We start from the raw sequence: 20,812 nt of genomic DNA, 5'->3' as shown, positions 1-20,812 counted from the left end.
GTCAGTTCACCGTGTATCCGTCGACCTTGGCCTGGTTCGCGATGGCGTCCCGCCAGGTGGGGAGCAGGCTCACGATCGACTTCCCGCCCGTGATGGCCGGGGTCATCGTCTTGGCCCAGACCGCCTCCTGGCTGAAGATCGGGTAGCCCCAGCCGTCCCAGACCTCGGACGCCGCGCTGACGACCGGTGCGAGGGAGGTGGCGAAGTACTTGCTCGACTCCTGCTTGGCGATCCACTTCGTGGCCGCCGGCGCGTAGGCCGGGTAGCCGGGAGCGGCATCCACCTGGTAGTCGTCCGCTGTCGTCACGAACGCGGTGAACTTCTCCGCGGCCTTCAGGTTCTTGGAGTGACTGGAGATGAACCAGGTACCGCCGCCGACGTTTCCGGCGTAGCCCTTGCTGTCGTCCTTCCACTTCAGCGGAGCGGCGACGCCGAGCTGGCCGGCCGGCACGTTGAGCGACTGCTTGTTGTTGAAGATGGCGCCGGCGTACCAGGAGGGACCGGGCATCATCAGCACCTTGCCGGTGTAGTTCTTGACGAACTCCGGGGTGAAGACGCTGATCGCGGGAAGCGTGCCGTCACCGCGCAGGGTGTCGAGCATCGAGGCGACGCGCTTGCACTCCGTCGTGTCCGTCTTGACGGTGACCGACTTCGGACCGGTGACGCCGTTCGCCTGGCACTTGCCGGCCCACATGTAGATCTCCGGGGCGAAGGCGTCGCCGGCGGCGCCGACGATGTAGCCGGGGTGCTCGGTGGCGAGCTTCTGGCCCAGAGCCTGGTAGTCCTCCCAGGTGGTCGGCAGGGTGTAGCCGAACTGGTCCATCAGGGATTTGTTGTACCAGAGCACGGTCTGGGCGAGGTCGTTGCGGAGGCAGTACACCTGGCCGTTCACCGTGCACGGGTTGAGGGAGCCCGGGGTGAAGTCATCGAGCGTCGCCTTGGGCACGAGGCCCTTGTCGAGCACGGCGGCGAATGCCTGCTTGCCGTTGGTCTTCTGGCTCGCCCATGATGCGTCGTTGTTCTGGCTGGAGAAGACGACGTCCGGCCAGCCGCTCCCTGCGCGGTCGAACAGCTGCATCTTCGTGCGGAACGAGTTGGAGCCGTTGGCCGACCCGTCGTAGGTGACGACCTTGACCTTGGTGTTCGGGTTGGCCTTCTCGAATGCCTTCGCGGCGGCCTGGCGGTCCGCATCCACCCAGACGGTGATCGTCGAGGAGGCGTCCTGGCTGGCTTCGGGAAAGCCGTATGACCCGTTCGTCGTGCTCCCACCGGTGCTGCAACCGGTGAGAGCCAGGAGCGCCGTCGCGGCGCCGAGTGCGGCGACGGTCAGCGCCGACCGGCGGCGTGAACGCACCACTGTGTGGATTCCGACCATGAGATGTCCTTGTCTTGTCGACTTCGTTGACGACTGCGGCGTGGGGCCGAGGCGTGTTTCCGACTATAGAGCATACGTATGATGTTTGCCAAGAACTCGCCTCAGCAGGTGCCGCACATTCGTCACGAATGTGCACTCAGACCAGCCAAAACGGCACATTCGTGACGAATCGTGAGCAGGTGGGGCCTCAGCGACCGAGCCAGCCCCCGTCGACGGGGAGGATGGCGCCGGTGACGTAGCGCGCGGCGTCTGAAGCGAGGAAGACGGCCGCGCCCCCGAGGTCCTCCGCCGTGCCCCAGCGGCCCGCCGGGATCCGGTCGAGGATCGAGCGCGAGCGCTCCGGGTCGTCCTGCAGCGCCTGAGTGTTGTCCGTCGCGATGTAGCCCGGCGCGATGCCGTTCACCGTCACGCCGGCGCCCGCCCACTCGTTCGACAGGGCGCGCACCAGCCCGGCGACACCCGACTTGGCGGCTGCGTATCCCGGAACGTTGATGCCTCCCTGGAACGAGAGCAGGGAGGCGGTGAAGATCACGCGGCCGTGCCCCTGTTCCAGCATGCGCGTCCCCAGCGCCTGGCTGAGCACGAAGCCGCTGGTCAGGTCCACTTCGAGCACCTCGTCGAACCACTCGAGGGGATGCCGTACGGCCGGCGCCCGGCGGATGGTGCCCGCGTTGTTGACCAGGATGTCGAGCGGCCGCTCCCCGCCCGCCAACCGGGAGCCCAGCCCGGCCACCTGGCGGCGATCCGCGAAGTCGACGCGGTGGCCCTCGAAGCTCCGCCCGAGCTCACGGACCCGGTCGCCGATCGCCGAGGACTCCGGGTCGAGCGTGGCCGAGACGCCGACGATGTCGGCGCCCGCCGCGGCGAGCGCCTCGGCGATGGCGAAGCCGATCCCCCGCTTCGCGCCGGTCACCACCGCCAGCCGCCCGGTCAGGTCGAACGGGTTCATCGCCCCACCTCGACCAGCAGCTTCATCGCCCGGCCTTCCTCGAGCGCCTCGAAGGCGGAGGCCGTCTCGGCGAGCGGGACGACGCGCGTGATCAGCCTGTCCGCCGGGATGGCGCCCTCGGCCACCAGCTCGACCGCGCGCTCGAAGTCCCGCCGCTCGTAGACGCGCGCCCCGAGGATGCGCAACTCGCGCCAGAACAGCCGGTGCAGATCCAGCGGACGCGGCTGCGAGTGGATGGCGACCACGACGAGCGTGCCGCGCACCTTGGCGAGCGACGTCGCACCGAGCACAGCGGCCGCAGAGCCGGAGACCTCGAACACGACGTCCGCACCGGCGCCACCCGTCCACTCCTCGACCCAGGCGACCTGGTCGACCGCCGACGGGTCGAGCGTCCGCAGGCCCATCTCTTCCGCGGCCGCGCGGCGGTTCGCGTCGATCTCCGCGATGACGACCTCGGCCCCGAAGGCCGTGGCGACTGTCGCGATGAGCACGCCGATGGGGCCCGCGCCGATGACCACCGCCCGGTCGCCCGGCCCGAGCTCCGAGCGTCGTACGTCGTGCACGGCCACCGCGACGGGCTCGACGAGCGCCGCATCCCGCAGCGACACCCCCACGGGCAGGCGGACCAGGGTGGAGGCGGGAACGTTCCAGTGCTCCTGCAGGGCACCCGGGCTGTCGATCCCGATGAAGTCGAGGTTCTGGCAGATGTGCTCGTTGCCTGCGAGGCACGCCGGGCAGGTGCCGTCCCACGCCAGCGGCATGACCGTCACCGCATCCCCCACCGACCAGCCCTCCACGTCGGGGGCCAGCTCGACGATCGTGCCCGACATCTCGTGGCCGATGGTCGCCGGCCGCGCGACGCGCGCATCCATGTCGCCGTGGAAGATGTGGAGGTCGGTGCCGCAGATGCCGACATAGGCGACCGCGATGCGCGCCTCGCCGGGCCGGAGCGGCTCGGGCTCCCGTTCCTCGATCGTGATGGTCCGGTCCCCTACATAGTTCGCCGCCAGCATCGCCGGGTGCTCCTTTCCTCGTGACTTCGTCGTGACTTGGTCGTGACGTCATGATGACGTCGTCCTGGCGCGCATGCGCCCCTGTCGTCCCACAGTATCCAAACATCATACGTATGCTGTACGCACTAAGCTACGGTCATGGACTCGGATGCGCTCACCCCGCCCCTGCCGACCCGAAAGCTGCGGACCGGCCACCGGCTCACCGAGCTCGGCTTCGGCGCGGCCCAGCTCGGCAATCTGTTCCGGGAGACGACGGACGACGCCTCGCGCCAGGCCGTGACCGCGGCCCTGGACGACGGGCTCCGCTACTTCGATACGGCGCCGCACTACGGCCTCGGACTGTCGGAGCGACGACTCGGCCGGTCTCTGGAGTCCGCTCCACGCGAATCCATCGTCGTCTCCTCCAAAGTCGGGCGCCTCCTCGTCGACAGCCCGGAGACCGCCGACCAGCGGGACGACGACGGTTTCGTCGTTCCCGCCACGACCCGCCGGGTCTGGGACTTCAGCCGGGACGGGATCCTGCGCTCGGTGGAGGCGTCCCTCGCCCGGATCGGCACCGACCACCTCGACATCGCCTACCTCCACGATCCGGACGAGCACTGGGAGGCCGCCTCCACGACCGGTGTCGCGGCCCTCGTCGAGCTCCGCGAGCAAGGCGTGGTGGGAGCGATCGGAGCGGGGATGAACCAGTCCGCGATGCTCACGGAGTTCATCCGCCGCACCGACGTCGATGTGATGATGGTCGCCGGCCGCTTCAGCCTGCTCGACCAGTCCGCCCTCGGGGAGCTGCTGCCCCTCGCGCAGCAGCGCGGCGTCGGCATCGTCGCTGCTGCCGTGTACAACTCGGGGCTGCTGAGCAGCGAGAGAGTGGACCGGTCGGCCCACTTCGACTACGGCACGGCGCCCGCGGAGGTCGTCGACCGGGCGGTCGCGATCGCCGAGATCTGCGCGCGGCACGGAGTCAGCCTCCCGGCTGCGGCCATCCAGTACCCCCTGAGGCACCCGGCTGTCGTCTCGGTCGTGACGGGGATGCGGACCTCCGACCACGTGCACAGCACGGTGGCGCGCTACCGGGCAGAGATCCCGGAGGCGCTGTGGGAGGACCTGGATGCCGCCGGGCTCGCTGTCGACCCGGCGCGCGTCGCGACCGGGTGACCACCGGTCGCTTCCGCACCGCCTTCTCGACATCTCGCACCTCCGGGGACGTACGGTTGTGCCGTGGGACCGGGAGCGGACGCACGCCGGGCTTGGCCCACCTCGGAACATCTCGAAAGGAGTCCTTCGAATGAAGATCGCTGTCGCCGGGGGAACCGGCGCCGTCGGAAAGCATGTCGTCGACGCGGCCGGTGGCGCCGGTCATGAAACCGTGGTGCTGTCCCGCTCCACCGGTATCGACCTCATGACGGGGACGGGCCTCGCCGCTGCCCTCGCGGGTGCTGACGCGGTGATCGACGTGTCTTCCACGAACACCATGTCGGCACAGAAGTCCAAGCGTTTCTTCGGCACGGTCACCCGCAACCTGCGCGAAGCGGAACGTACGGCCGGGGTCCGTCATCACATCGCGCTCTCGATCATCGGCGCCGCCGAGGTCCCCGCCGCCTATTACGCGGGCAAGGCGCTCCAAGAGGAGCTGCTCCTCTCCGGCAGCGCCCGCGACTGGTCCGTCCTGCGTGCCGCCCAGTTCCACGAGTTCGCTCAGCAGCTGGTCCACCGCGGAAAAGTCGGACCCCTCCAGCTCGTTCCCACCATGCGATCCCAACCGATCGCCGCCGCAGAAGTCGCGCGCGAGCTCGTGGCGATCGCCTCCGGGGACCCGCGCGGTCTCGCGACCGATCTGGCCGGGCCTCGGGAAGAGAACATGGCCGACCTGGTGAGGCGGTACCTCCGCGCGACGGGCGCGTCGAGTCCTGTCCTGCAGGTTCCCTTTCCCGGCGCCTGGGGCACGTCGATGCGCGACGGCACACTCCTCCCCGGCGCCGGTGCCCAGCTCGGCCGGCAGACCTTCGAGGAGTGGCTCAGCGCTCGCCCGGCGTAACGAGTGGATGGGTTACCCACTTTTCCAAACATCACACGTCTCTTGCAGCAAACATCATACGTATGATAAGTCTGGAGGCGGCGGCATCGGGGCCGCCCATCACAGGAAGCGATCCAACATGACATTGACGTCAGACTCGCGACGTTCGATGACCGGGCGGAAAGGACGCAGGCAGGCGGTGCTCGCGCTCCTCGGCGCCGGCGCGGTCATCGTCTCCGTGCTGATCCCCCTCAAGGCGCAGGCCGATCCGGCGACGATCTTCTACGCGGCACCGGACGGGAAGGACTCGGGGCACTGCAGTCAGTCCCAGCCCTGCTCCCTGGAACGGGCGCAGCACGTCCTGCGTCCCTCCATCAAGCACGGCGACGTGACCGTCCAGCTCGCGGACGGGACCTATCGCCTCTCGAAGCCGCTGAGCTTCGACGCGTCAGACGGCGGCGGATCCGACAGCACCGTCCACTGGGCGGCCGCGCCGGGAGCGCATCCGGTGATCACGGGCGCCTCCGCAGTCACGGGATGGTCGAAGTCCGACGCGGGGACCGGCATCTGGCAGGCGGACACGCCCGCAGGGCTCGACACGCGCCAGCTGTACGTCGACGGAGTGATCGCGCCGCGGGCATCCCTCCGGCTCGCCAACTCCGATGTGACGCCGACCGCCACGGGGCTGACGATCAACAACCCCGCCCTCGGCTACCTCGCCGGGCTGCCCGACCAGGGGCGTATCGAGTTCGAGTCGCTCGGCGACTTCACCAACCGGTACTCGCCCGTGGAGAGCATCAGCCCGACTGCGATCACGATGGCGCAGCCGGCGTGGGACAACAACACCTGGGGATGGGACACCGTCCAGAAGTCGTTCCTGGCGGGACCCAGCTGGTACCTGGACAACTCGCTGGCGTTCCTGACGCAGACGAGCCAGTGGTACATCGACCCGCGCGGCGGAAAGCTGTACTACAAGCCGGCGGACGGCGTGGATCCCAACAAGCTCGACATCGAGTTGCCCCACCTGCAGTCGCTCATCAGCATCGGCGGCAGCTACGACCAGCCGGTCAGCGGACTGTCGTTCGAGGGCATCCAGTTCTCCGGCACCTCCTGGCTCGGCCCGTCCACCGACGGCTACGCCGACCAGCAGAACGGCCTCTTCATCAAGGGGACGTACGACTACCGTCCGGCGGACGCGTTCACCAGCTGCGCCCGCGGCTGCGAGATGTTCGAACGGGCCCGCACCAGCTGGTACCAGGAGCCCGCGGCCGTCCAGGTCTCGGCCGCCAGCCGTATCTCGTTCACGGGGAACACGTTCACCAACCTCGGCTCCTCGGCGCTCGGCATCGGGAACGACGCCAACGCCATGCTGACGGGCGTCGGCTACGGGGCGAGCGGCATCCAGGTCGTCGGCAACACATTCCTCGAGGACAGCGGCCACGGTGTCGCGGTCGGCGGAGTGCTGCCGGATGCGCACCACCCGAGCGACCCGCGGATGACCAACCAGGACATCACCATCCAGGACAACACGATCGACCGCGTCGCTGTGGACTACAAGGACAACAGCGGCATCCTGAGCACCTACGTGACGCGAGCGCAGATCCTCCACAACGAGGTCGCGAACGTCCCGTACGACGGCATCGACACCGGCTACGGCTGGGGCATCAACGACGCCGGCGGCTCGAACGACTACGTGGACCGCGGGTACTACAACTGGAACCCGCTCTACACGACGCCGACCACGCTCAAGGACAACCGGGTCGAAGGCAACCTCGTCCACAACACGAAGGCCCGGTTCGCCGACGGCGGCTCGGTCTACAACCTGTCGGCCAGCCCGGGGACGGTCGTGGACAAGAACTACCTGTTCAACATCTCCGGGGTCGGGCTCTACCTCGATGAGGGATCGCGCTCGATGACGTACGAGAACAACGTCGTCCAGGGCGGGTCGTTCGTGTTCACCAACGCCTACAGCCTGCGCAACAACACCAGCGACAACGTCATCCAGAACAACTGGTACAACTCCGGCGGCATCTCGGCGCCGAACGCGACCGCCCACAACAACACGCTGACCAACAACGTCAAGGTGACCGGGACGGCCTGGCCGGCCGCCGCCCTCGACGTGATCTGCGCATCCGGGGTGGCACCCCAGTACCGGACGTCGCTGAACGCCAACCAGTTCGGCTTCAGCGCCTGCCCTGTGCCCGCTCCGGTGACGGACGGCTTCCGGACGGCGGGCGCCTCGGCGGCTACGTCGGTGTTCGGCCAGGCCGGGGGCGCCTTCGGGATCGCCGCAGCCGGTGCGGATGTCTGGGGCGCGGGCGGTCAGCACGACGACCAGTACGGCGCGATCTACCGAGCGGGCTCCTTCGGGCCGACCGCGAGCGTCTCGGCGCGCGTGGTGTCGGTCAACGACGCCAACGCCTGGGCGAAGTCCGGGGTGATGGTCCGCAACGACATCACCCAGGCCGGATCCTCGACAGGGTACGCGGTGGTCGCGGTGACGGCGAGGAACGGAGTCGTCTTCGCCTGGGATTCGAACGGCGACGGCTACATCGACACGCAGGCGCAGGCCTCGGTGGATGTGTTCCGCCCCATCTGGGTGCAACTCACCCGCTCGGGCACCACGTACACGGGGTCGTACTCGTACGACGGCATCAACTACGTGCCCATCGGCGCCGCGGTCACCCTGCCGTCCGCGGCAGCGACGCAGGATGCGGGCATCTTCTCGACCTCGCACGACGCCACGCAGTCGGCGATCAACCAGTTCGACTCGGTGTCGATCCGCTCCGCTCAGTGACCGGCTGACGAGGGCGGCGGGCGGAAGCCTGCCGCCCTCGTCAGGCGCTGCGGCGGGCGCGTGCGCCGGCGCAGGCGCTGGATAGAGTAGCGGTATGACGGACGGCGGGACGCGGCAGCAGATCCTGCTGCACGCGGCACGCCTGTTCGGCCAGCGCGGCTACTACGGCACCACCACGCGGGACATCGCCGACGCGGTCGGCATCCGGCAGCCGTCACTGTTCTACCACTTCTCCGCCAAGCATCAGATCCTGGCCGAGCTGGTGGATGCGGACCTCCAGCAGACGATGGACCGCCTCCAGGAGGCGCGGCGGCTGGACGCGTCGTGGGCCGAGCGCTTCCACTACTTTCTCACCGCGAGCTCACGCGACTACCTGACGCTTCCGTACGACGCACGCGGATACTACAGCGACGCGATCTTCACCGAGCCGGAGTTCGCGGAGCAGCGCAGGGAGATCGAGCGATTCCACCAGGTGACCCGGGACTTCGTCAGCGCAGGGATCGGAGCCGGCGAGTTCCGGCTCGTCGACCCCGAGTTCGTGCAGCGCGCCATCACCGGCCTCCAGTTCGAGGGGATGCGCGAGCGCGAGACGAGCGCGTCGGCGCCGGTCTCGGAGCGGCCCCTGCAGCTGTCCGACTTCGTCCTGCGCGCGGTGCTCGCCGATCCCGGCCGGCTCTCGGAGGTGCGCCTCGCCACCGAGGCCCGTCTGCGTCACTCCGGCTAGGCGCCATTCGTCACGAATGTCGAGGTCGGGGGTGGGGCGTGAGGAAGTCTTCTCGGCCCGGACATGCGGCCGAAACAGCGCGGCAACATCGGCGTTCTATCAATTGATAGACAACGCACCTATCACTTGATAGTCTGCTCGACGGCTCATCCCGAGCCGTGGAGCATCGAGCATCGACGGAGATCCCATGCACACACGCACACGCATCAGCGCCGCAGCAGTCGTCACCGCAGCAGCCCTCGCCCTCGTCGGCTGCTCGGCAGCCGCAAGCCCGAGCGAGAGCAGCAGCAAGCCGGTCGCCACAGTCGCGCCGCCATCCATCCGCACGGCGGGCACCCTGTCCGTCTGCACGACGAACCTCGGGTCGCCGCCCAACATCTCCACGGACGCCAGCGGCAACCTGGTCGGAAGCGAGATCGACCTCGCCAAGGCGATCGCCGGCAAGGTCGGGCTGAAGCCCGACTTCGTCACCGTGGACTTCGCCGCCCTCATCCCGAGCCTGCAGGCCAAGCAGTGCGACGTCATCATGGCCTCCCTCTACATCAAGCCGGCTCGCGAGAAGGTCGTGGACTTCGTCCCGTATCTGACCTCGGCCACGGGCGTCGCGGTCAAGAAGGGCTCGAAGAACGGCGTGACCGGGCTCGACGACAGCCTCTGCGGCAAGAAGGTGATGGTCACCGTCGGCACGACCGCCCAGTCGCTCGCGGAGGCCCAGTCGACCACGTGCACGGGAGCCGGCAAGAAGGCGCTCGACATCAGCACCAACAACCAGGCGACGGTCGGCTTCCAGCAGCTCGTCAGCGGCCAGATCGACGCGTACATGGATGCGGCCGAGCTGATCGGCTACTACCAGAAGCAGGGCACGACCGGGATCCAGTTCGTCGGCCAGCCGACCTCCCCCGTCGACATCGGAGCCGCGACGGTGAAGGGCGACAGCGCGCTGCACACCGCGGTCCAGAAGGCCTTCGACGACCTGGTCTCCTCCGGCGAGTACACCACGATCCTCGACCACTGGGGACAGTCGAAGCTCGCATACACGAAGAAGGGCTGACGGTGAACTTCGACTGGGGCTTCTTCTGGAAGAACCTTCTGACGCCGGGGACGCCGTTCCTGCAGGGCTTGGTCCTCACGATCGTGATCTCGGTGCTGGCCATGGCCGGGGCGCTGATCGTCGGCCTCGTCGTCGCCCTCATGCGCCGCGCGCGGCTCGCGCCGCTGCGGATCGTCGCCAGCTTCTACATCTGGCTCATCCGCGGCACGCCGCTCCTGGTGCAGCTGGTCCTGATCTACACGGGGTTCGCTGCCGCCGGGCTGTTCCGCTTCGAGGATGTCGACCTGGCGGGCCTGCTCGTCAAGGCCGCGGTGCAGGCGGCGATCGTCGGACTGATCATCAACGAGAGCGCCTACATCTCGGAGATCATCCGCGCCGGCCTCGACTCCGTCCCGATCGGGCAGAGCGAGGCGGCGGAGGCGCTCGGGATGTCCGGGGCGTCCGCCATGCGGTGGATCATCCTCCCGCAGGCCCTCCGCCTGATGGTGCCGCCCCTCGGGAACTCGTTCAACGGGCTGATGAAGAGCACGTCCATCCTCAGCGTCATCGGCGTCTCGGAGATGTTCCTGGTGTCGCAGAGCATCAGCGCCGCCACCTTCCGCACGTTCGAGATCTTCGCGGTCGTCGCCATCTACTACCTGGCGCTCACCACGATCTGGACCATCGTCCAGGCCGGGATCGAGAAGCGCCTCAACGCCCGTGTGGGCATCGAGGCCACCGTCTCGCCCTGGCAGCGCCTCTTCGGCGGCCGCCGCGGCGCGGTGCTGACGCCCGTCCCCATCCCCCAGCAGGAGCTTTGAGATGACCGACACCGAATTCCCCCGGGCCGCCTCCCCCATCGTCCAGGCACGCAACGTCTGCCGCAGCCTCGGCGGCCGCGAGATCCTCCGCGGCGTCTCGCTGGAGGTGCAGCCGGGCGAGGTCGTCGTCCTCGTCGGGCCGTCCGGCGCCGGCAAGACGACACTGCTGCGCACGATGAACGGCCTCGAGACGATCGACGACGGCGAGCTCATCGTCGCCGGGCAGCCGGTCGGCTACCGGGTCGGCCGCGACGGCAGACGATCCCCCGCCTCGCGTACGGCGCTGATGCGCCAGCGTCAGGAGATCGGCTTCGTCTTCCAGCACTTCAACCTGTTCCCGCACATGACGGCGATCGAGAACATCTGGCACGCGCCGGTGCGCGTCCGGGGCGTCGACAAACGGGAGGCGCTCGCCCAGGCGGAGGCGCTGCTCGCCCGCGTCGGCCTCGCCGACAAGGCGGATGCCCGGCCGAACAAGCTCTCCGGCGGCCAGCAGCAGCGGGTCGCCATCGCCCGGGCACTGGCCATGAAGCCCCAGCTGATGCTCTTCGACGAGCCGACGAGCGCCCTCGACCCGGAGATGATCGGCGAGGTGCTCGATGTGATGAAGGAGCTGGCGGCCGACCACATGACGATGGTCGTCGTCACCCACCAGATGGGCTTCGCCCGCGAAGTCGCCGACCGGGTCGTGGTGATGGATGCGGGAGCGATCATCGAGGTCGCCCCGCCCGCCCAGCTGTTCGCCTCTCCGCAGCACCCGCGCACACAGGCCTTCCTCTCGAAGATCCTCTGACCGCACCCTCTCCCCTCCGTCCGGACAAGGAAGAACCATGCCTGCACCACTCACCGGCGCCGTCGCCACCCCGCACACCGCCGCCACCCGTTCGGCCGAGCACGCCTTCGCACGCGGGGGCAACGCTCTGGATGCGGCCCTTGCGGCCGCCGCGACGCTGAGCGTCGTCTACCCGCACAACGTGAGCATCGGCGGGGATCTGATCGCCCTCGTCCGCGATCCCTCCGGCCGCGTCCACTGCGTCAACGCGTCCGGCCCGGCCGGGTACGCCGTCGACCCGGCGGCGCTGCGGCACGCGCACGGCGAGGCGCTGCCCTATCGCGGCATCGACACGGTCACGGTCCCCGGCGCGATCCGCGGCTGGGAGTCGCTTCACCGGCTCGGCGCGCAGCGCCCCTGGGCGGAGCTGTTCGAGGATGCGGTCGTGGCGGCACGCGACGGGTTCTCCGTCTCGCGCTCGCTCGCGGCGGCGTACATCGAGGAGCGCGACGTGATCGGCTTCGACCCCGGATTCCGCAGCGTGTTCCTGCCCGACGGCGGCCTGACCGACGGCGGCCTGCCCGTCGAGGGTGACATCATCCGTCAGCCGGCGCTCGCGACCACCCTGGGCGTCCTGCGCGACGAGGGCGCGTCCGCCCTCTACGACGGCAGCCTGACCGACGCGTTCGTCGCGGGGCTCGCGGCTCTCGGCTCGCGGATCGGACGAGCCGACCTGATCCTGTTCCACCCGGAGCGTGTGGAACCGCTCGCGCGCCGCTTCCGGGGGCTCGACATCCACACCAGCCCGCCGAACACGCACGGCTTCGTGCTGCTGCGCGTCCTCGACGAGCTGGAGCGGGACGGCGTCGGCGACCTCCTCGGCGACGGGTTCGGCACGATGATGGAGCGCTTCTTCGGCGCCAATGCGGTCCGGGACGAGCTCCTCGCCGACCCGCGGGTCACGGCGGGCACCTTGAGCGCGCTGTTCGAGGAGGAGCCGGCGCCGGCGAACGACCCCGTCGCGCACGGGTTCCGCCCGCCGCGCGGCGACACGGTCGGGATCGCGGCCTCGGACTCCTCGGGATGGTCCGTGTCGCTCATCCAGAGCGTGTACCACGCGTTCGGCGCCGCTGTGGTGGAGCCGGGGACGGGCATCCTGTTGCACAACCGCGGCACCAGCTTCTCGCTCGACCCGGCCTCGCCCAACACCCTCGCTCCCGGAAAGCGCCCCCTGCACACCCTCATGCCGGTGATCGTGACGGACGGAGCTGCGGTCCGCTACGTCTCGGCCGTCATGGGCGGTCAGGGCCAGCCGCAGATCCACGCGCAGATCCTGCTGAACTCGATGGCCGGCACGACGGCACAGGAGGCGGTCGGCGCCGCCCGCGCCATCGTCGGCCCCCAGCGCGACGGCGACCGGCCTTCCGACGTCTACGTGGAGCCAGGGATCGGGGAGGACGCGCGACGCTCGCTGGAGGACACGGGCCTCCACCTCATCCCCGCCCCGGAGCTCAGCGAGCTCGTCGGACACGCCAACCTGATCGTGAGCGCACCGGACGGCACGATGGATGCCGGGAGCGACCCCCGCTCCGACGGCGCAGCCAGCGTAGGCTCCTACCCTCGGACCGAGGAGGAACGATGACCGATGTCACCGTGCGGCAGCGCGAACTGACCCTGGTGCTCATGCTGGCGCTGACCTTTTCCACGGGCATCGTGGACGCTGTGGGCTACCTGGGCCTCGACCGCGTGTTCGCCGGCAACATGACCGGCAACGTCGTCATCCTCGGGATGGCGCTGGTGGGCGCCGACGGCCTGCCCTGGATCGGCCCGTCGATCGCCCTGGCGGCGTTCATGGCGGGCGCGGTCCTCGGCGGCCGGACCCTCCGGCGGGAGAGCGCCGGCTGGAACACCCGGACCAGCTGGTCGTTCACGGCGGTCGCACTTGCACTGGCCGTGCTCACCACCGCCACGGCCCTCGCCGGAGGCGTGCCGCCGAAGCCGTGGGAGCTCGCCATCACGACGCTGCTGGCCGGGTCCATGGGCTTCCAGGCGGCGGTCGCCCGGCACCTCGCCGTGAAGGATGTGACCACCGTGGTCGTGACCTCGACCATCACCGGTCTCGCCGCGGACTCGGTGCTGGCCGGCGGCTCCGGGCAGCCCTGGCGGAGGCGCGCCGGCGCCGTCGCGCTCATCGCGCTCGGCGCCCTGGTCGGCGCCGCGCTGCTGCGGCTGCATATCGCGCTGCCGCTGGGCCTGGCCACCGTCGTGACGGCGGGCGCCGCCGTCGTCGGCCACCGCGCCGCCCACGAGGCGCGCGCCGACCGCTGACGCCCCGGCGTCGGCCGGCGGTCGCCTCGCGGTCGCCTGGAGGTCCGCCCGTCGTCAACTGGCCGTCGCCTGGCCATCGAGTGGCCGTCGGCCGGCCGTCGACTCGCCGTTAGCGAAGGAGATTCGGACGGATTACGTTCGAATTTCCCTCAGCACTGTCATTCGAAGGACGATCGACACCCGATCTCCTTCGAAAGAAGCGGAAACGGTCTTCACCCCGAGTTCACCCTGGCCGCCAGCCGGACCAGGTTCCGCGCGGCCATGGCGATCGTGAGCGGTCCGACGCGCGGGACGAACACGCTCGCGCGCTCCATCACCGAGGCGTCGAAGTTGGTGAACTCGGCGACATCGACGCAGATCGCGCCTTCGCGGATCTCGTCGCCGCGGATCAGCTCGAAGTCCCGTGAGGGCACGGCGGAGATGACGACGTCCGCGGAGGCGAGCGCAGCCGCACGGTCGATCCCCGAGTCGCGGACGTCGTGGGTGTGGCGGCCGATCGCCGGCTCGAACGTGACCGACCCGGCGAGGTCGAGCGAGTGGACGAGGGCGCCGTCGTTGGACAGCATGGCCGCGAGCGGACGCCCGACGAGCTCGCTCCGGTTGATCACGCAGGCAGTGACCCCGGCGAGAGGCGCGCTCCCGCCCGACCCGCGCATCCCGGCCCGCTCCAGCAGCTTCAGGATCGCGAGCGGTGTGCACGGCAGGATGGCGCGGACGGTGTGGTCCGGGTCGATGTACCGCTGGTTCTCGTAGAGCAGCCGGCTCCAGAAGGAGTGCATCCCCTCGACGTCCTTGCGCGGGTCGACCAGTTCACGCAGCCAGCGGTCCCCCGCCCGGTCGGTGAGCGGGTAGTAGAGGAACAGCCCGTCGACCTCCGGGTCGATGTTCGCCGCGGCGACCGCGGACTCGACCTCCTCCGGCGCGACGTGCCTCAGGTCGAACTGGATGCCGACATCGTCGAAGCCGCGTCGCGCGAACCGCGCGTACGTCGCCGCGGGGCCGCTCTCCTGACCGAGCAGGCCGACCACCCGCAGCGGGCGTCCTTCGGAGGCCAGCCGTTCGACGTCGCCGCGGACCTCCTCGCGGAAGGCGGCCGCGACGGGCGACGGATCGAGCACTGTCGCGGTCATGCGGCAGCCTCCAGACGACGGGCCAGTTCGTCCCGGCGCTCCTGCAGCTCGGACGCCTGGGCGGACGAGGACCGGTCGAGCTGCTCCAGGTTGATGTCGGCGGTGCGGATCGCCGCGCGTGCCGAGCCGGCGATCAGGTCCCGGCCGGCCAGGACATCGCTGACGACGCCGCGTTTCACCGCCGGCTCGAGGTCGTGCGACAGCTCGATCGCCTGGATGAGCGCGCCGACGAGCGCGAGCGGGCCTTCCGTCGCTCCGACGGACGCGTCGTCGATGGCGGCGCTCCGGGCATCCCGCTGCGCATCATCTTCGCGGGGCAGGCGGTAGGCGGCCATCAGTGCCTCGAAGTCGCGCACATCCGCGTCTGCCGCCCGGACGATCCGCGTCTGAAGGGCGGCAAGCAGGGCATCGAGCGGGGCGAGGGACGCCTCGGCGGTCACGGCGACGGCCATCCGCAGGAGACCCACGCCGAGCCCTCCCGAGATCGCCGAGATCGACCCGCCGCCGGGCGTCGGATCGGATGACGCGGTCCTCGACAGCAACTCCGACACGGGCATGGCCCACAGACTCTCGCTCATCCCGTCCAGCCTACCGATGCCGGGACGCCGCTCGCCGCGGCGTTCTCCGCGCGCTCTCCGCCAGGACCGGCGGTGCGAGTGCGGTGTTTCGGAACGTATACGGGTGCTCGCGCGCCGGCAGACGTTACAAAGAGGCGCACTCACGCAGTCAGGCCGGCCGGCGGGGGGCGCGTCTGCTAGGAGGGTGCCGTCCAGTAGCAGTAGTGGGATGCGCGCTCGAAGCCGAGCGACCGGTACAGCGCGGCGGCGGCGGCGTTCTCCGCCAGGACCTGCAGCCACAGCCGGCGGACGCCGCGCGACTCAGCGGCGGCGGTCAGCGCGAGGACGAGCCGTCTCGCACGGCCGCTGCGACGCGCGGCCGGGCGGGTCGCCACGGCGAAGAGGCCGCCCCACTCCCCCACGAGGGCGAGCCGCGCGACGGCGGCCGGCGATCCAGCGTCGCCGTCGGCGGCGTAGAGCGCCGGGCCTCCAAGGAGGATGCGCTCCACGATCGAGCGTTCGGCATCGCCGCCGCGGCCGTCCACGGACCACCAAGTGTCGAGCCAGCCGGGGCGTGGTGCGTCCTCGACCGTCACGCCGTCAGGGGTATCGCCGTCCACGCGTGGCTCATCGAACGCGGCGACCATGTTCGACTCCGCGACGAGGATGTCCGTCTGCGAGTGGGGTCGATAGCCCCTGGCGCGCAGCTCGTCCGCCAGGGCTGCGGGCGACGCCAGGCTCACCTGGAACACGGCGGGGAGGTCTCGCGACCCGTACCAGTCCTCAGCGCGGCGGACCGCGCGGCCGAGGTCGGCGACCGGTCCCGCCGTCAGCACCGAGTTCGCCCGGTTCGTCACACCTGAGGAGGCGCGCAGCGTCCATCCCCCCAGCTTCTGGCGCTCCAGGGCCGGCCAGCCCCGATCCGCGAGACGGTCGAGGACGCAAGGCGCAGGCAGCTCCATGTACCGACGCTACCGGGTCACGACGCGCGCCGCGGCGACGACTGCCGCGGTTGGGAACGTATGCGGGTGCTCGCGCCCCCGCATACGTTACGAAGCGGCGCACACGCACTCGGGCCGGCCTGAAAGGGAGGCGCGGCGCTCAGTCGATCGTCGCCGTCGCCGTTCCCGCCTCCGCCTCCGACACCGCGGTGCGGCCGCCGGCCGCATCCCGCAGGGTGAAGGGATGCGCGTCCGGCCCGCTCGCGGTGAGCGAGCCTCCACGGCGCGTCACCGTGTACTCCGCCACCGCACCGTCGGGCGTGGTCACCGTCACGGTCCGCTCGCCGTCCGGCCCCGGATACGCCACCAGCGTCAGCCCCTCCCGGTAGTCGTAGTCCGGCCGGTCGTCCCGGCCGCCCAACGGAAGCACCGCACCCTCGCGCACATACAAGGGGAGACTGTCGAAGCCGTGCGTCTCGCGCATCCACCGGCCGCCCTCGGCCTGGCGTCCCGAGAAGTACTCGGTCCAGGTGCCGGAAGGCAGGTAGAACTCCACTTCTGAGGCCGAAAACACGGGCGCAACCAGAAGGTCCGCCCCGAGCAGGTACTGCCGGTCGAGGAACTCGACGGCGCGGTCACCCGGGAACTCCAGCTGCAGCGGACGCATCACCGGGATCCCCCGCGTGTGCGCCTCCTGCCCGGCCGCGAAGAGGTACGGCATCAGCCGCAGCTTCAGCTTGGTGAAGATGCGGGTCACCTCCACCGCCTCCTCGTCGAACGCCCACGGCACCCGGTACGAGTCGCTGCCGTGCAGCCGGGAGTGGCTGGAGAGGAGCCCGAACGCGGTCCAGCGCTTGAAGACGCCCGGATCCGGCGTGCCTTCGAACCCGCCGATGTCGTGGCTCCAGAAGCCGAAGCCGCTCAGCGCGAGCGAGAGCCCGCCGCGCAAGGTCTCGGCCATCGACTCGTAGCTGGAGGTGTTGTCCCCGCCCCAGTGCACGGGCAACTGCTGCCCACCGGCGGTCGCCGACCGGGCGAAGAGCACGGCCTCCCCTTCGCCCTTCGCTTCCTGCAGCACCTGGAACACGGCCTCGTTGTACAGCTGGGTGTAGAGGTTGTGCATGCGCTCCGGCGAGGAGCCGTCGAAGTACTCCACCTCGAGCGGGATGCGCTCCCCGAAGTCGGTCTTGAAGCAGTCGACGCCCTGCGCGATCAGGGTGCGCAGCTTGTCCTGGTACCAGCGGGTCGCGTCAGGGTTCGTGAAGTCGACCAGGCCCATCCCGGCCTGCCAGAGGTCCCACTGCCACACGTCGCCGTTCGGCCGCTTCACCAGGTAGCCGGCGGCCGCGGCCTCCGCGAACAGGGGCGAACGCTGCCCGATGTACGGATTGAGCCACACGCAGACGCGGAGGTCCTTGTCGTGCAGGCGGCCGAGCATCCCCTCCGGGTCCGGGAAGGTGCGCGGGTCCCACTCGAAGTCGCACCAGTTGAACTCGCGCATCCAGAAGCAGTCGAAGTGGAACACCGACAGCGGCAGGTCGCGCTCGGCCATGCCGTCGATGAACGAGGTGACCGTCTCCTCGTCGTAGGCGGTGGTGAAGGAGGTGGACAGCCAGAGGCCGTACGACCAGGCCGGGACGGACGCCGGCCGGCCGGTGAGGGCGGTGTACCGCTCCAGGATCTCCTTCGGCGTCGGGCCGTAGATCAGGAAGTACTCCAGGCTCTCCCCCGGCACCGAGAACTGCACGCGCTCGACGGCCTCCGACCCGATCTCGTACGAGACGTGACCGGGATGGTTGACCAGCACGCCGTATCCACGGTTCGTCAGGTAGAAGGGGACGTTCTTGTACGCTTGCTCGCTGGACGTGCCGCCGTCCGCGTTCCAGATGTCGACCGACTGGCCGTTCTTGACCAGCGGGCCGAAACGCTCGCCCAGGCCGTAGACCAGTTCGCCCACGCCGAGGGCCAGCTGCTCGTGCACATAGGTGCCGTCACCCGCCACGCTCAGGTAGGCCAGCGACTTGGAGCCGCTGGAGGTGAGGATGCGGTCCCCGGCCGAGAAGGTCAGCGACCAGGGTGCTCCCCGCTTCACCGTCGCCGTCAGCCCGCCGGTCGTCAGCACGCCGGCCTCGTCGTCGACGGAGACTTCGGCGTGGCCCTCCTCCACGTGGAGGTCGAAGCCGCGTTCCGCGCGGCCGCCCTGCCAGTGGTCGATCCGCACGCCGACGATGCCGGGCAGCGGCGAGCTGAGGGTGACCGTCAGAGTCGGACGGTTGAGCGTGTCGCCGCGGCGCTCGATGACCTTGCCGGGCGCGGTGATCGTGAGGGTGCCGTCGCCGGCGCACACGTCGTACGCCTCCTGGGCGTAGACCGGCGTGACGCCGTCGCGCAGCATCCAGAAACCATCGGTGAACTTCATGTCGGGGATGCTCCGGTTACTTGACCGCGCCGGCGGTGATGCCGCGGGTCAGGGTGCGCTGGAAGATGAGGAAGAAGATGAGCGTGGGGATGAGGCCGAGCAGCGCCGACGCGGAGGTGGTGGTCACATCCATCAGGCGGTCGCCCTGCAGCACGCTGATCGCCACGGGCACGGTCTGGTTGTCGTTGGACACCAGGAAGGTCAGCGGGATCAGGAACTCGTTCCACGTCCAGATGAAGAAGAAGATGAGCAGCACGCTGAGCGTCGGCCGCGAGATCGGGACGACGACCCGCCAGAGGATGCGCCAGCGGCCGGCGCCGTCGAGCGACGCGGCCTCCAGTATCTCCTTCGGGAAGGTGCCGTACACGCTCGAGAGGAGGTAGGTGCCGAACGCGCTCTGGATCACCGTGAAGATGATGATGACCGACCACACGTTGTCGTACAGGCCGACCTGCTTGAACATGTTGTACAGCGGATAGAGCAGTGCCTCCTGCGGCAGCATGTTCGCGAGCAGGAAGAGCACGATGATCCACGTGCGCGCCTTCACCCGGCCGATGCCGAGCGCGTAGGCGTTGAGGACCGAGAGCACCACCGACAGGACGGCGACCGTCCCGGAGATGAAGAACGAGTTCCACAGCTTCTCGGGGAAGTTCACCCGGTTCCAGAAGTTGACGATCCCGTCCGTGTAGAAAGTCGTCGGCACCTGGAGCGGACCGCCCGAGTTGTAGTCTGCCGGGCTCTTGAACGAGTTCAGCAGGATGAGCAGGAACGGGAACGCGATCGCGACCCCGATGACGATCGCGACGACCAGGATGATCCAGTCGGTCGCGGTCTTGCGCGGCTTCTGCCGCTTGAGCTTCCGCGGCGCCTCCGCGGGGGCGGCGGTGCGCGGGCGGTCGAGTGTTGTCGACATCAGTTCTCGTTCTCCCTGCGCTCCGCGCGGTTCTGGGCGATCATGAAGAGGATGGCGACGGCGACGATGACCACGGTGAGCGCGGTCGCGATCGTGGCGCCGTAGCCCACCTGCTGGCTCTGGAAGAACTCGCTGTACGAGTAGACGCTGGGCACCATGGTCGCGGTGCCCGGGCCGCCGCGGGTCAGGGTGTACACCGGGCCGAAGACCTTGAGCGCCGCGATGGTGCAGGTGAGGGTGACGACGAAGATCTCCGGCCGGATGATGGACACCGTGATCGAACGGAACCGCTGGAACCAGTTGGCGCCATCCAGCTCCGCCGCCTCGTAGAGCTCCGGGTCGACCCGCTGGAGTGCCGCCATGAAGATGACGATCGGGTAGCCGAGCTGCACCCAGACCATCACGACCATGATGGATGCGAGCGCCGTATCCGGGCTGCCCAGCCAGTTGTGCGAGAGCTGCCCGAGTCCCACCGACTGCAGCATTGTGTTGAGCGCGCCGTTGTCGGGACGCAGGATCCAGCCGATCACGATCGCCGCGATGACGACGGGGAGGATCTGCGGCAGGTAGTACGTTGCGCGGAGGAAGCTCGCCAGCCTCCCGCCGAACTTCTTGCCGATCAGATCGAACAGCATGGCCGCGAGGACGAGGCCTACGAGGGTCGGGATGACGACCATCGCGATGATCATCGCGATCGAGTTGCCGAACGACGTCCAGAACTTCTCGTCGGCGAACAGGCGCGTCCAGTTGGTCAGCCCGATGAACTTCGGCGGGCGGATGCCGCGGTAGCTGGTGAAGCTGAGGTAGATGTTCCAGACCAGCGGGACCAGGACGATCACCGTCAGCAGGACGAATCCCGGCAGCAGGTACCACCAGAACCGCCCGTGACCGCCACCCGGGACCAGCGCTTCGCTGGCGCCCCGCCCGCCGCGCGCCTGCTTCCCGCCGCTGCGCGCGGTGCGCACGCTCACGTCGACCATGCGTTCTCTCCTTCTGTTCCCGTCCCCCTCCCCCCACCATCGAGTCCGC

Annotated in this window: 18 protein-coding genes; 9 read left to right on the top strand and 9 right to left on the bottom strand. The window is 69.5% G+C overall.

Annotated elements, in window-relative coordinates:
• Position 1 precedes the first annotated feature (1 nt).
• The 3 genes from ACPYOG_RS10235 to ACPYOG_RS10225 all read right to left on the bottom strand — a co-directional run bounded on the left by ACPYOG_RS10235 (position 2) and on the right by ACPYOG_RS10225 (position 3,337).
• Positions 2–1,375 (bottom strand): ABC transporter substrate-binding protein, encoded by a 1,374-nt coding sequence (locus tag ACPYOG_RS10235; RefSeq protein ID WP_481294124.1) that lies wholly within the window; start codon positions 1,373–1,375, stop codon positions 2–4.
• A 187-nt stretch (positions 1,376–1,562) separates the two neighbouring features.
• Entirely contained in the window at positions 1,563–2,324 is a 762-nt protein-coding gene (locus ACPYOG_RS10230) for an SDR family oxidoreductase (protein WP_481294123.1), read from the bottom strand.
• Positions 2,321–3,337, bottom strand: a complete 1,017-nt coding sequence (locus ACPYOG_RS10225; RefSeq protein WP_481294122.1) for a zinc-dependent alcohol dehydrogenase — start codon at positions 3,335–3,337, stop codon at positions 2,321–2,323. Before ACPYOG_RS10225 ends, ACPYOG_RS10230 begins: the two co-directional genes overlap by 4 nt.
• 138 nt (positions 3,338–3,475) lie before the next feature.
• On the opposite strand from ACPYOG_RS10225, the gene ACPYOG_RS10220 reads away from it, so the two are divergent.
• The 9 genes from ACPYOG_RS10220 (at position 3,476) to ACPYOG_RS10180 (ending at position 13,823) form a co-directional block, all read left to right on the top strand.
• Positions 3,476–4,492: an aldo/keto reductase gene (locus ACPYOG_RS10220; protein WP_481294121.1), complete on the top strand. Its 1,017-nt coding sequence runs from the start codon at positions 3,476–3,478 to the stop codon at positions 4,490–4,492.
• A 130-nt stretch (positions 4,493–4,622) separates the two neighbouring features.
• Positions 4,623–5,372 carry an SDR family oxidoreductase gene (locus ACPYOG_RS10215; RefSeq protein WP_481294120.1) on the top strand — a complete coding sequence of 250 codons (750 nt, stop codon included), beginning with the start codon at positions 4,623–4,625 and terminating at the stop codon, positions 5,370–5,372.
• 148 nt (positions 5,373–5,520) lie between these two features.
• Positions 5,521–8,148 carry a right-handed parallel beta-helix repeat-containing protein gene (locus tag ACPYOG_RS10210; protein WP_481294119.1) on the top strand — a complete coding sequence of 876 codons (2,628 nt, stop codon included), beginning with the start codon at positions 5,521–5,523 and terminating at the stop codon, positions 8,146–8,148.
• Between the two features lie 94 nt (positions 8,149–8,242).
• Positions 8,243–8,872: a TetR/AcrR family transcriptional regulator gene (locus ACPYOG_RS10205; RefSeq protein ID WP_481294118.1), complete on the top strand. Its 630-nt coding sequence runs from the start codon at positions 8,243–8,245 to the stop codon at positions 8,870–8,872.
• A 187-nt stretch (positions 8,873–9,059) separates the two neighbouring features.
• Positions 9,060–9,923, top strand: a complete 864-nt coding sequence (locus ACPYOG_RS10200) for an ABC transporter substrate-binding protein (RefSeq protein WP_481294117.1) — start codon at positions 9,060–9,062, stop codon at positions 9,921–9,923.
• Positions 9,924–9,925: 2 nt separating this feature from the next.
• The gene (locus ACPYOG_RS10195; protein ID WP_481294116.1) at positions 9,926–10,723 is read left to right on the top strand and encodes an amino acid ABC transporter permease; all 798 of its coding nucleotides are present in this window, start codon (positions 9,926–9,928) and stop codon (positions 10,721–10,723) included.
• A gap of 1 nt (position 10,724) precedes the next feature.
• Positions 10,725–11,516 (top strand): amino acid ABC transporter ATP-binding protein, encoded by a 792-nt coding sequence (locus ACPYOG_RS10190; protein ID WP_481294115.1) that lies wholly within the window; start codon positions 10,725–10,727, stop codon positions 11,514–11,516.
• 37 nt (positions 11,517–11,553) lie between these two features.
• Entirely contained in the window at positions 11,554–13,137 is a 1,584-nt protein-coding gene (locus ACPYOG_RS10185; RefSeq protein ID WP_481294114.1) for a gamma-glutamyltransferase family protein, read from the top strand.
• Positions 13,134–13,823 (top strand): YoaK family protein, encoded by a 690-nt coding sequence (locus ACPYOG_RS10180; protein WP_481294113.1) that lies wholly within the window; start codon positions 13,134–13,136, stop codon positions 13,821–13,823. Before ACPYOG_RS10185 ends, ACPYOG_RS10180 begins: the two co-directional genes overlap by 4 nt.
• A 212-nt stretch (positions 13,824–14,035) precedes the next feature.
• Here the strand turns inward: ACPYOG_RS10180 and ACPYOG_RS10175 are convergent, their stop codons facing one another.
• From ACPYOG_RS10175 to ACPYOG_RS10150, 6 genes are all read right to left on the bottom strand, one after another.
• Positions 14,036–14,953, bottom strand: a complete 918-nt coding sequence (locus ACPYOG_RS10175; RefSeq protein ID WP_481294112.1) for a bifunctional methylenetetrahydrofolate dehydrogenase/methenyltetrahydrofolate cyclohydrolase — start codon at positions 14,951–14,953, stop codon at positions 14,036–14,038.
• Positions 14,950–15,531 carry a cyclodeaminase/cyclohydrolase family protein gene (locus ACPYOG_RS10170; protein ID WP_481294111.1) on the bottom strand — a complete coding sequence of 194 codons (582 nt, stop codon included), beginning with the start codon at positions 15,529–15,531 and terminating at the stop codon, positions 14,950–14,952. Before ACPYOG_RS10170 ends, ACPYOG_RS10175 begins: the two co-directional genes overlap by 4 nt.
• A 176-nt stretch (positions 15,532–15,707) precedes the next feature.
• Entirely contained in the window at positions 15,708–16,472 is a 765-nt protein-coding gene (locus tag ACPYOG_RS10165) for a GNAT family N-acetyltransferase (RefSeq protein ID WP_481294110.1), read from the bottom strand.
• Between the two features lie 139 nt (positions 16,473–16,611).
• Positions 16,612–18,870 carry an alpha-xylosidase gene (yicI, locus tag ACPYOG_RS10160; RefSeq protein ID WP_481294109.1) on the bottom strand — a complete coding sequence of 753 codons (2,259 nt, stop codon included), beginning with the start codon at positions 18,868–18,870 and terminating at the stop codon, positions 16,612–16,614.
• Positions 18,871–18,886: 16 nt separating this feature from the next.
• Entirely contained in the window at positions 18,887–19,783 is an 897-nt protein-coding gene (locus ACPYOG_RS10155) for a carbohydrate ABC transporter permease (RefSeq protein ID WP_481294108.1), read from the bottom strand.
• Positions 19,783–20,763: a carbohydrate ABC transporter permease gene (locus tag ACPYOG_RS10150; protein ID WP_481294107.1), complete on the bottom strand. Its 981-nt coding sequence runs from the start codon at positions 20,761–20,763 to the stop codon at positions 19,783–19,785. Before ACPYOG_RS10150 ends, ACPYOG_RS10155 begins: the two co-directional genes overlap by 1 nt.
• Positions 20,764–20,812 lie beyond the last annotated feature (49 nt).

This window comes from Leifsonia sp. HAY1-4F (assembly GCF_056755275.1).
Note: the sequence above shows the minus strand (reverse complement) of the source record. Positions and strands in the feature narration are given on the sequence as shown.

Excerpts from the sequence above, each read along its gene's own strand:
- ACPYOG_RS10235 (WP_481294124.1), bottom strand. The coding sequence starts at position 1,375 with ATGGTCGGAATCCACACAGTGGTGCGTTCACGCCGCCGGTCGGCGCTG.
- ACPYOG_RS10230 (WP_481294123.1), bottom strand. The coding sequence starts at position 2,324 with ATGAACCCGTTCGACCTGACCGGGCGGCTGGCGGTGGTGACCGGCGCG.
- ACPYOG_RS10225 (WP_481294122.1), bottom strand. The coding sequence starts at position 3,337 with ATGCTGGCGGCGAACTATGTAGGGGACCGGACCATCACGATCGAGGAA.
- ACPYOG_RS10220 (WP_481294121.1), top strand. The coding sequence starts at position 3,476 with ATGGACTCGGATGCGCTCACCCCGCCCCTGCCGACCCGAAAGCTGCGG.
- ACPYOG_RS10215 (WP_481294120.1), top strand. The coding sequence starts at position 4,623 with ATGAAGATCGCTGTCGCCGGGGGAACCGGCGCCGTCGGAAAGCATGTC.
- ACPYOG_RS10210 (WP_481294119.1), top strand. The coding sequence starts at position 5,521 with ATGACCGGGCGGAAAGGACGCAGGCAGGCGGTGCTCGCGCTCCTCGGC.
- ACPYOG_RS10205 (WP_481294118.1), top strand. The coding sequence starts at position 8,243 with ATGACGGACGGCGGGACGCGGCAGCAGATCCTGCTGCACGCGGCACGC.
- ACPYOG_RS10200 (WP_481294117.1), top strand. The coding sequence starts at position 9,060 with ATGCACACACGCACACGCATCAGCGCCGCAGCAGTCGTCACCGCAGCA.
- ACPYOG_RS10190 (WP_481294115.1), top strand. The coding sequence starts at position 10,725 with ATGACCGACACCGAATTCCCCCGGGCCGCCTCCCCCATCGTCCAGGCA.
- ACPYOG_RS10185 (WP_481294114.1), top strand. The coding sequence starts at position 11,554 with ATGCCTGCACCACTCACCGGCGCCGTCGCCACCCCGCACACCGCCGCC.
- ACPYOG_RS10180 (WP_481294113.1), top strand. The coding sequence starts at position 13,134 with ATGACCGATGTCACCGTGCGGCAGCGCGAACTGACCCTGGTGCTCATG.
- ACPYOG_RS10175 (WP_481294112.1), bottom strand. The coding sequence starts at position 14,953 with ATGACCGCGACAGTGCTCGATCCGTCGCCCGTCGCGGCCGCCTTCCGC.
- ACPYOG_RS10170 (WP_481294111.1), bottom strand. The coding sequence starts at position 15,531 with ATGAGCGAGAGTCTGTGGGCCATGCCCGTGTCGGAGTTGCTGTCGAGG.
- ACPYOG_RS10165 (WP_481294110.1), bottom strand. The coding sequence starts at position 16,472 with ATGGAGCTGCCTGCGCCTTGCGTCCTCGACCGTCTCGCGGATCGGGGC.
- yicI (WP_481294109.1), bottom strand. The coding sequence starts at position 18,870 with ATGAAGTTCACCGATGGTTTCTGGATGCTGCGCGACGGCGTCACGCCG.
- ACPYOG_RS10155 (WP_481294108.1), bottom strand. The coding sequence starts at position 19,783 with ATGTCGACAACACTCGACCGCCCGCGCACCGCCGCCCCCGCGGAGGCG.
- ACPYOG_RS10150 (WP_481294107.1), bottom strand. The coding sequence starts at position 20,763 with ATGGTCGACGTGAGCGTGCGCACCGCGCGCAGCGGCGGGAAGCAGGCG.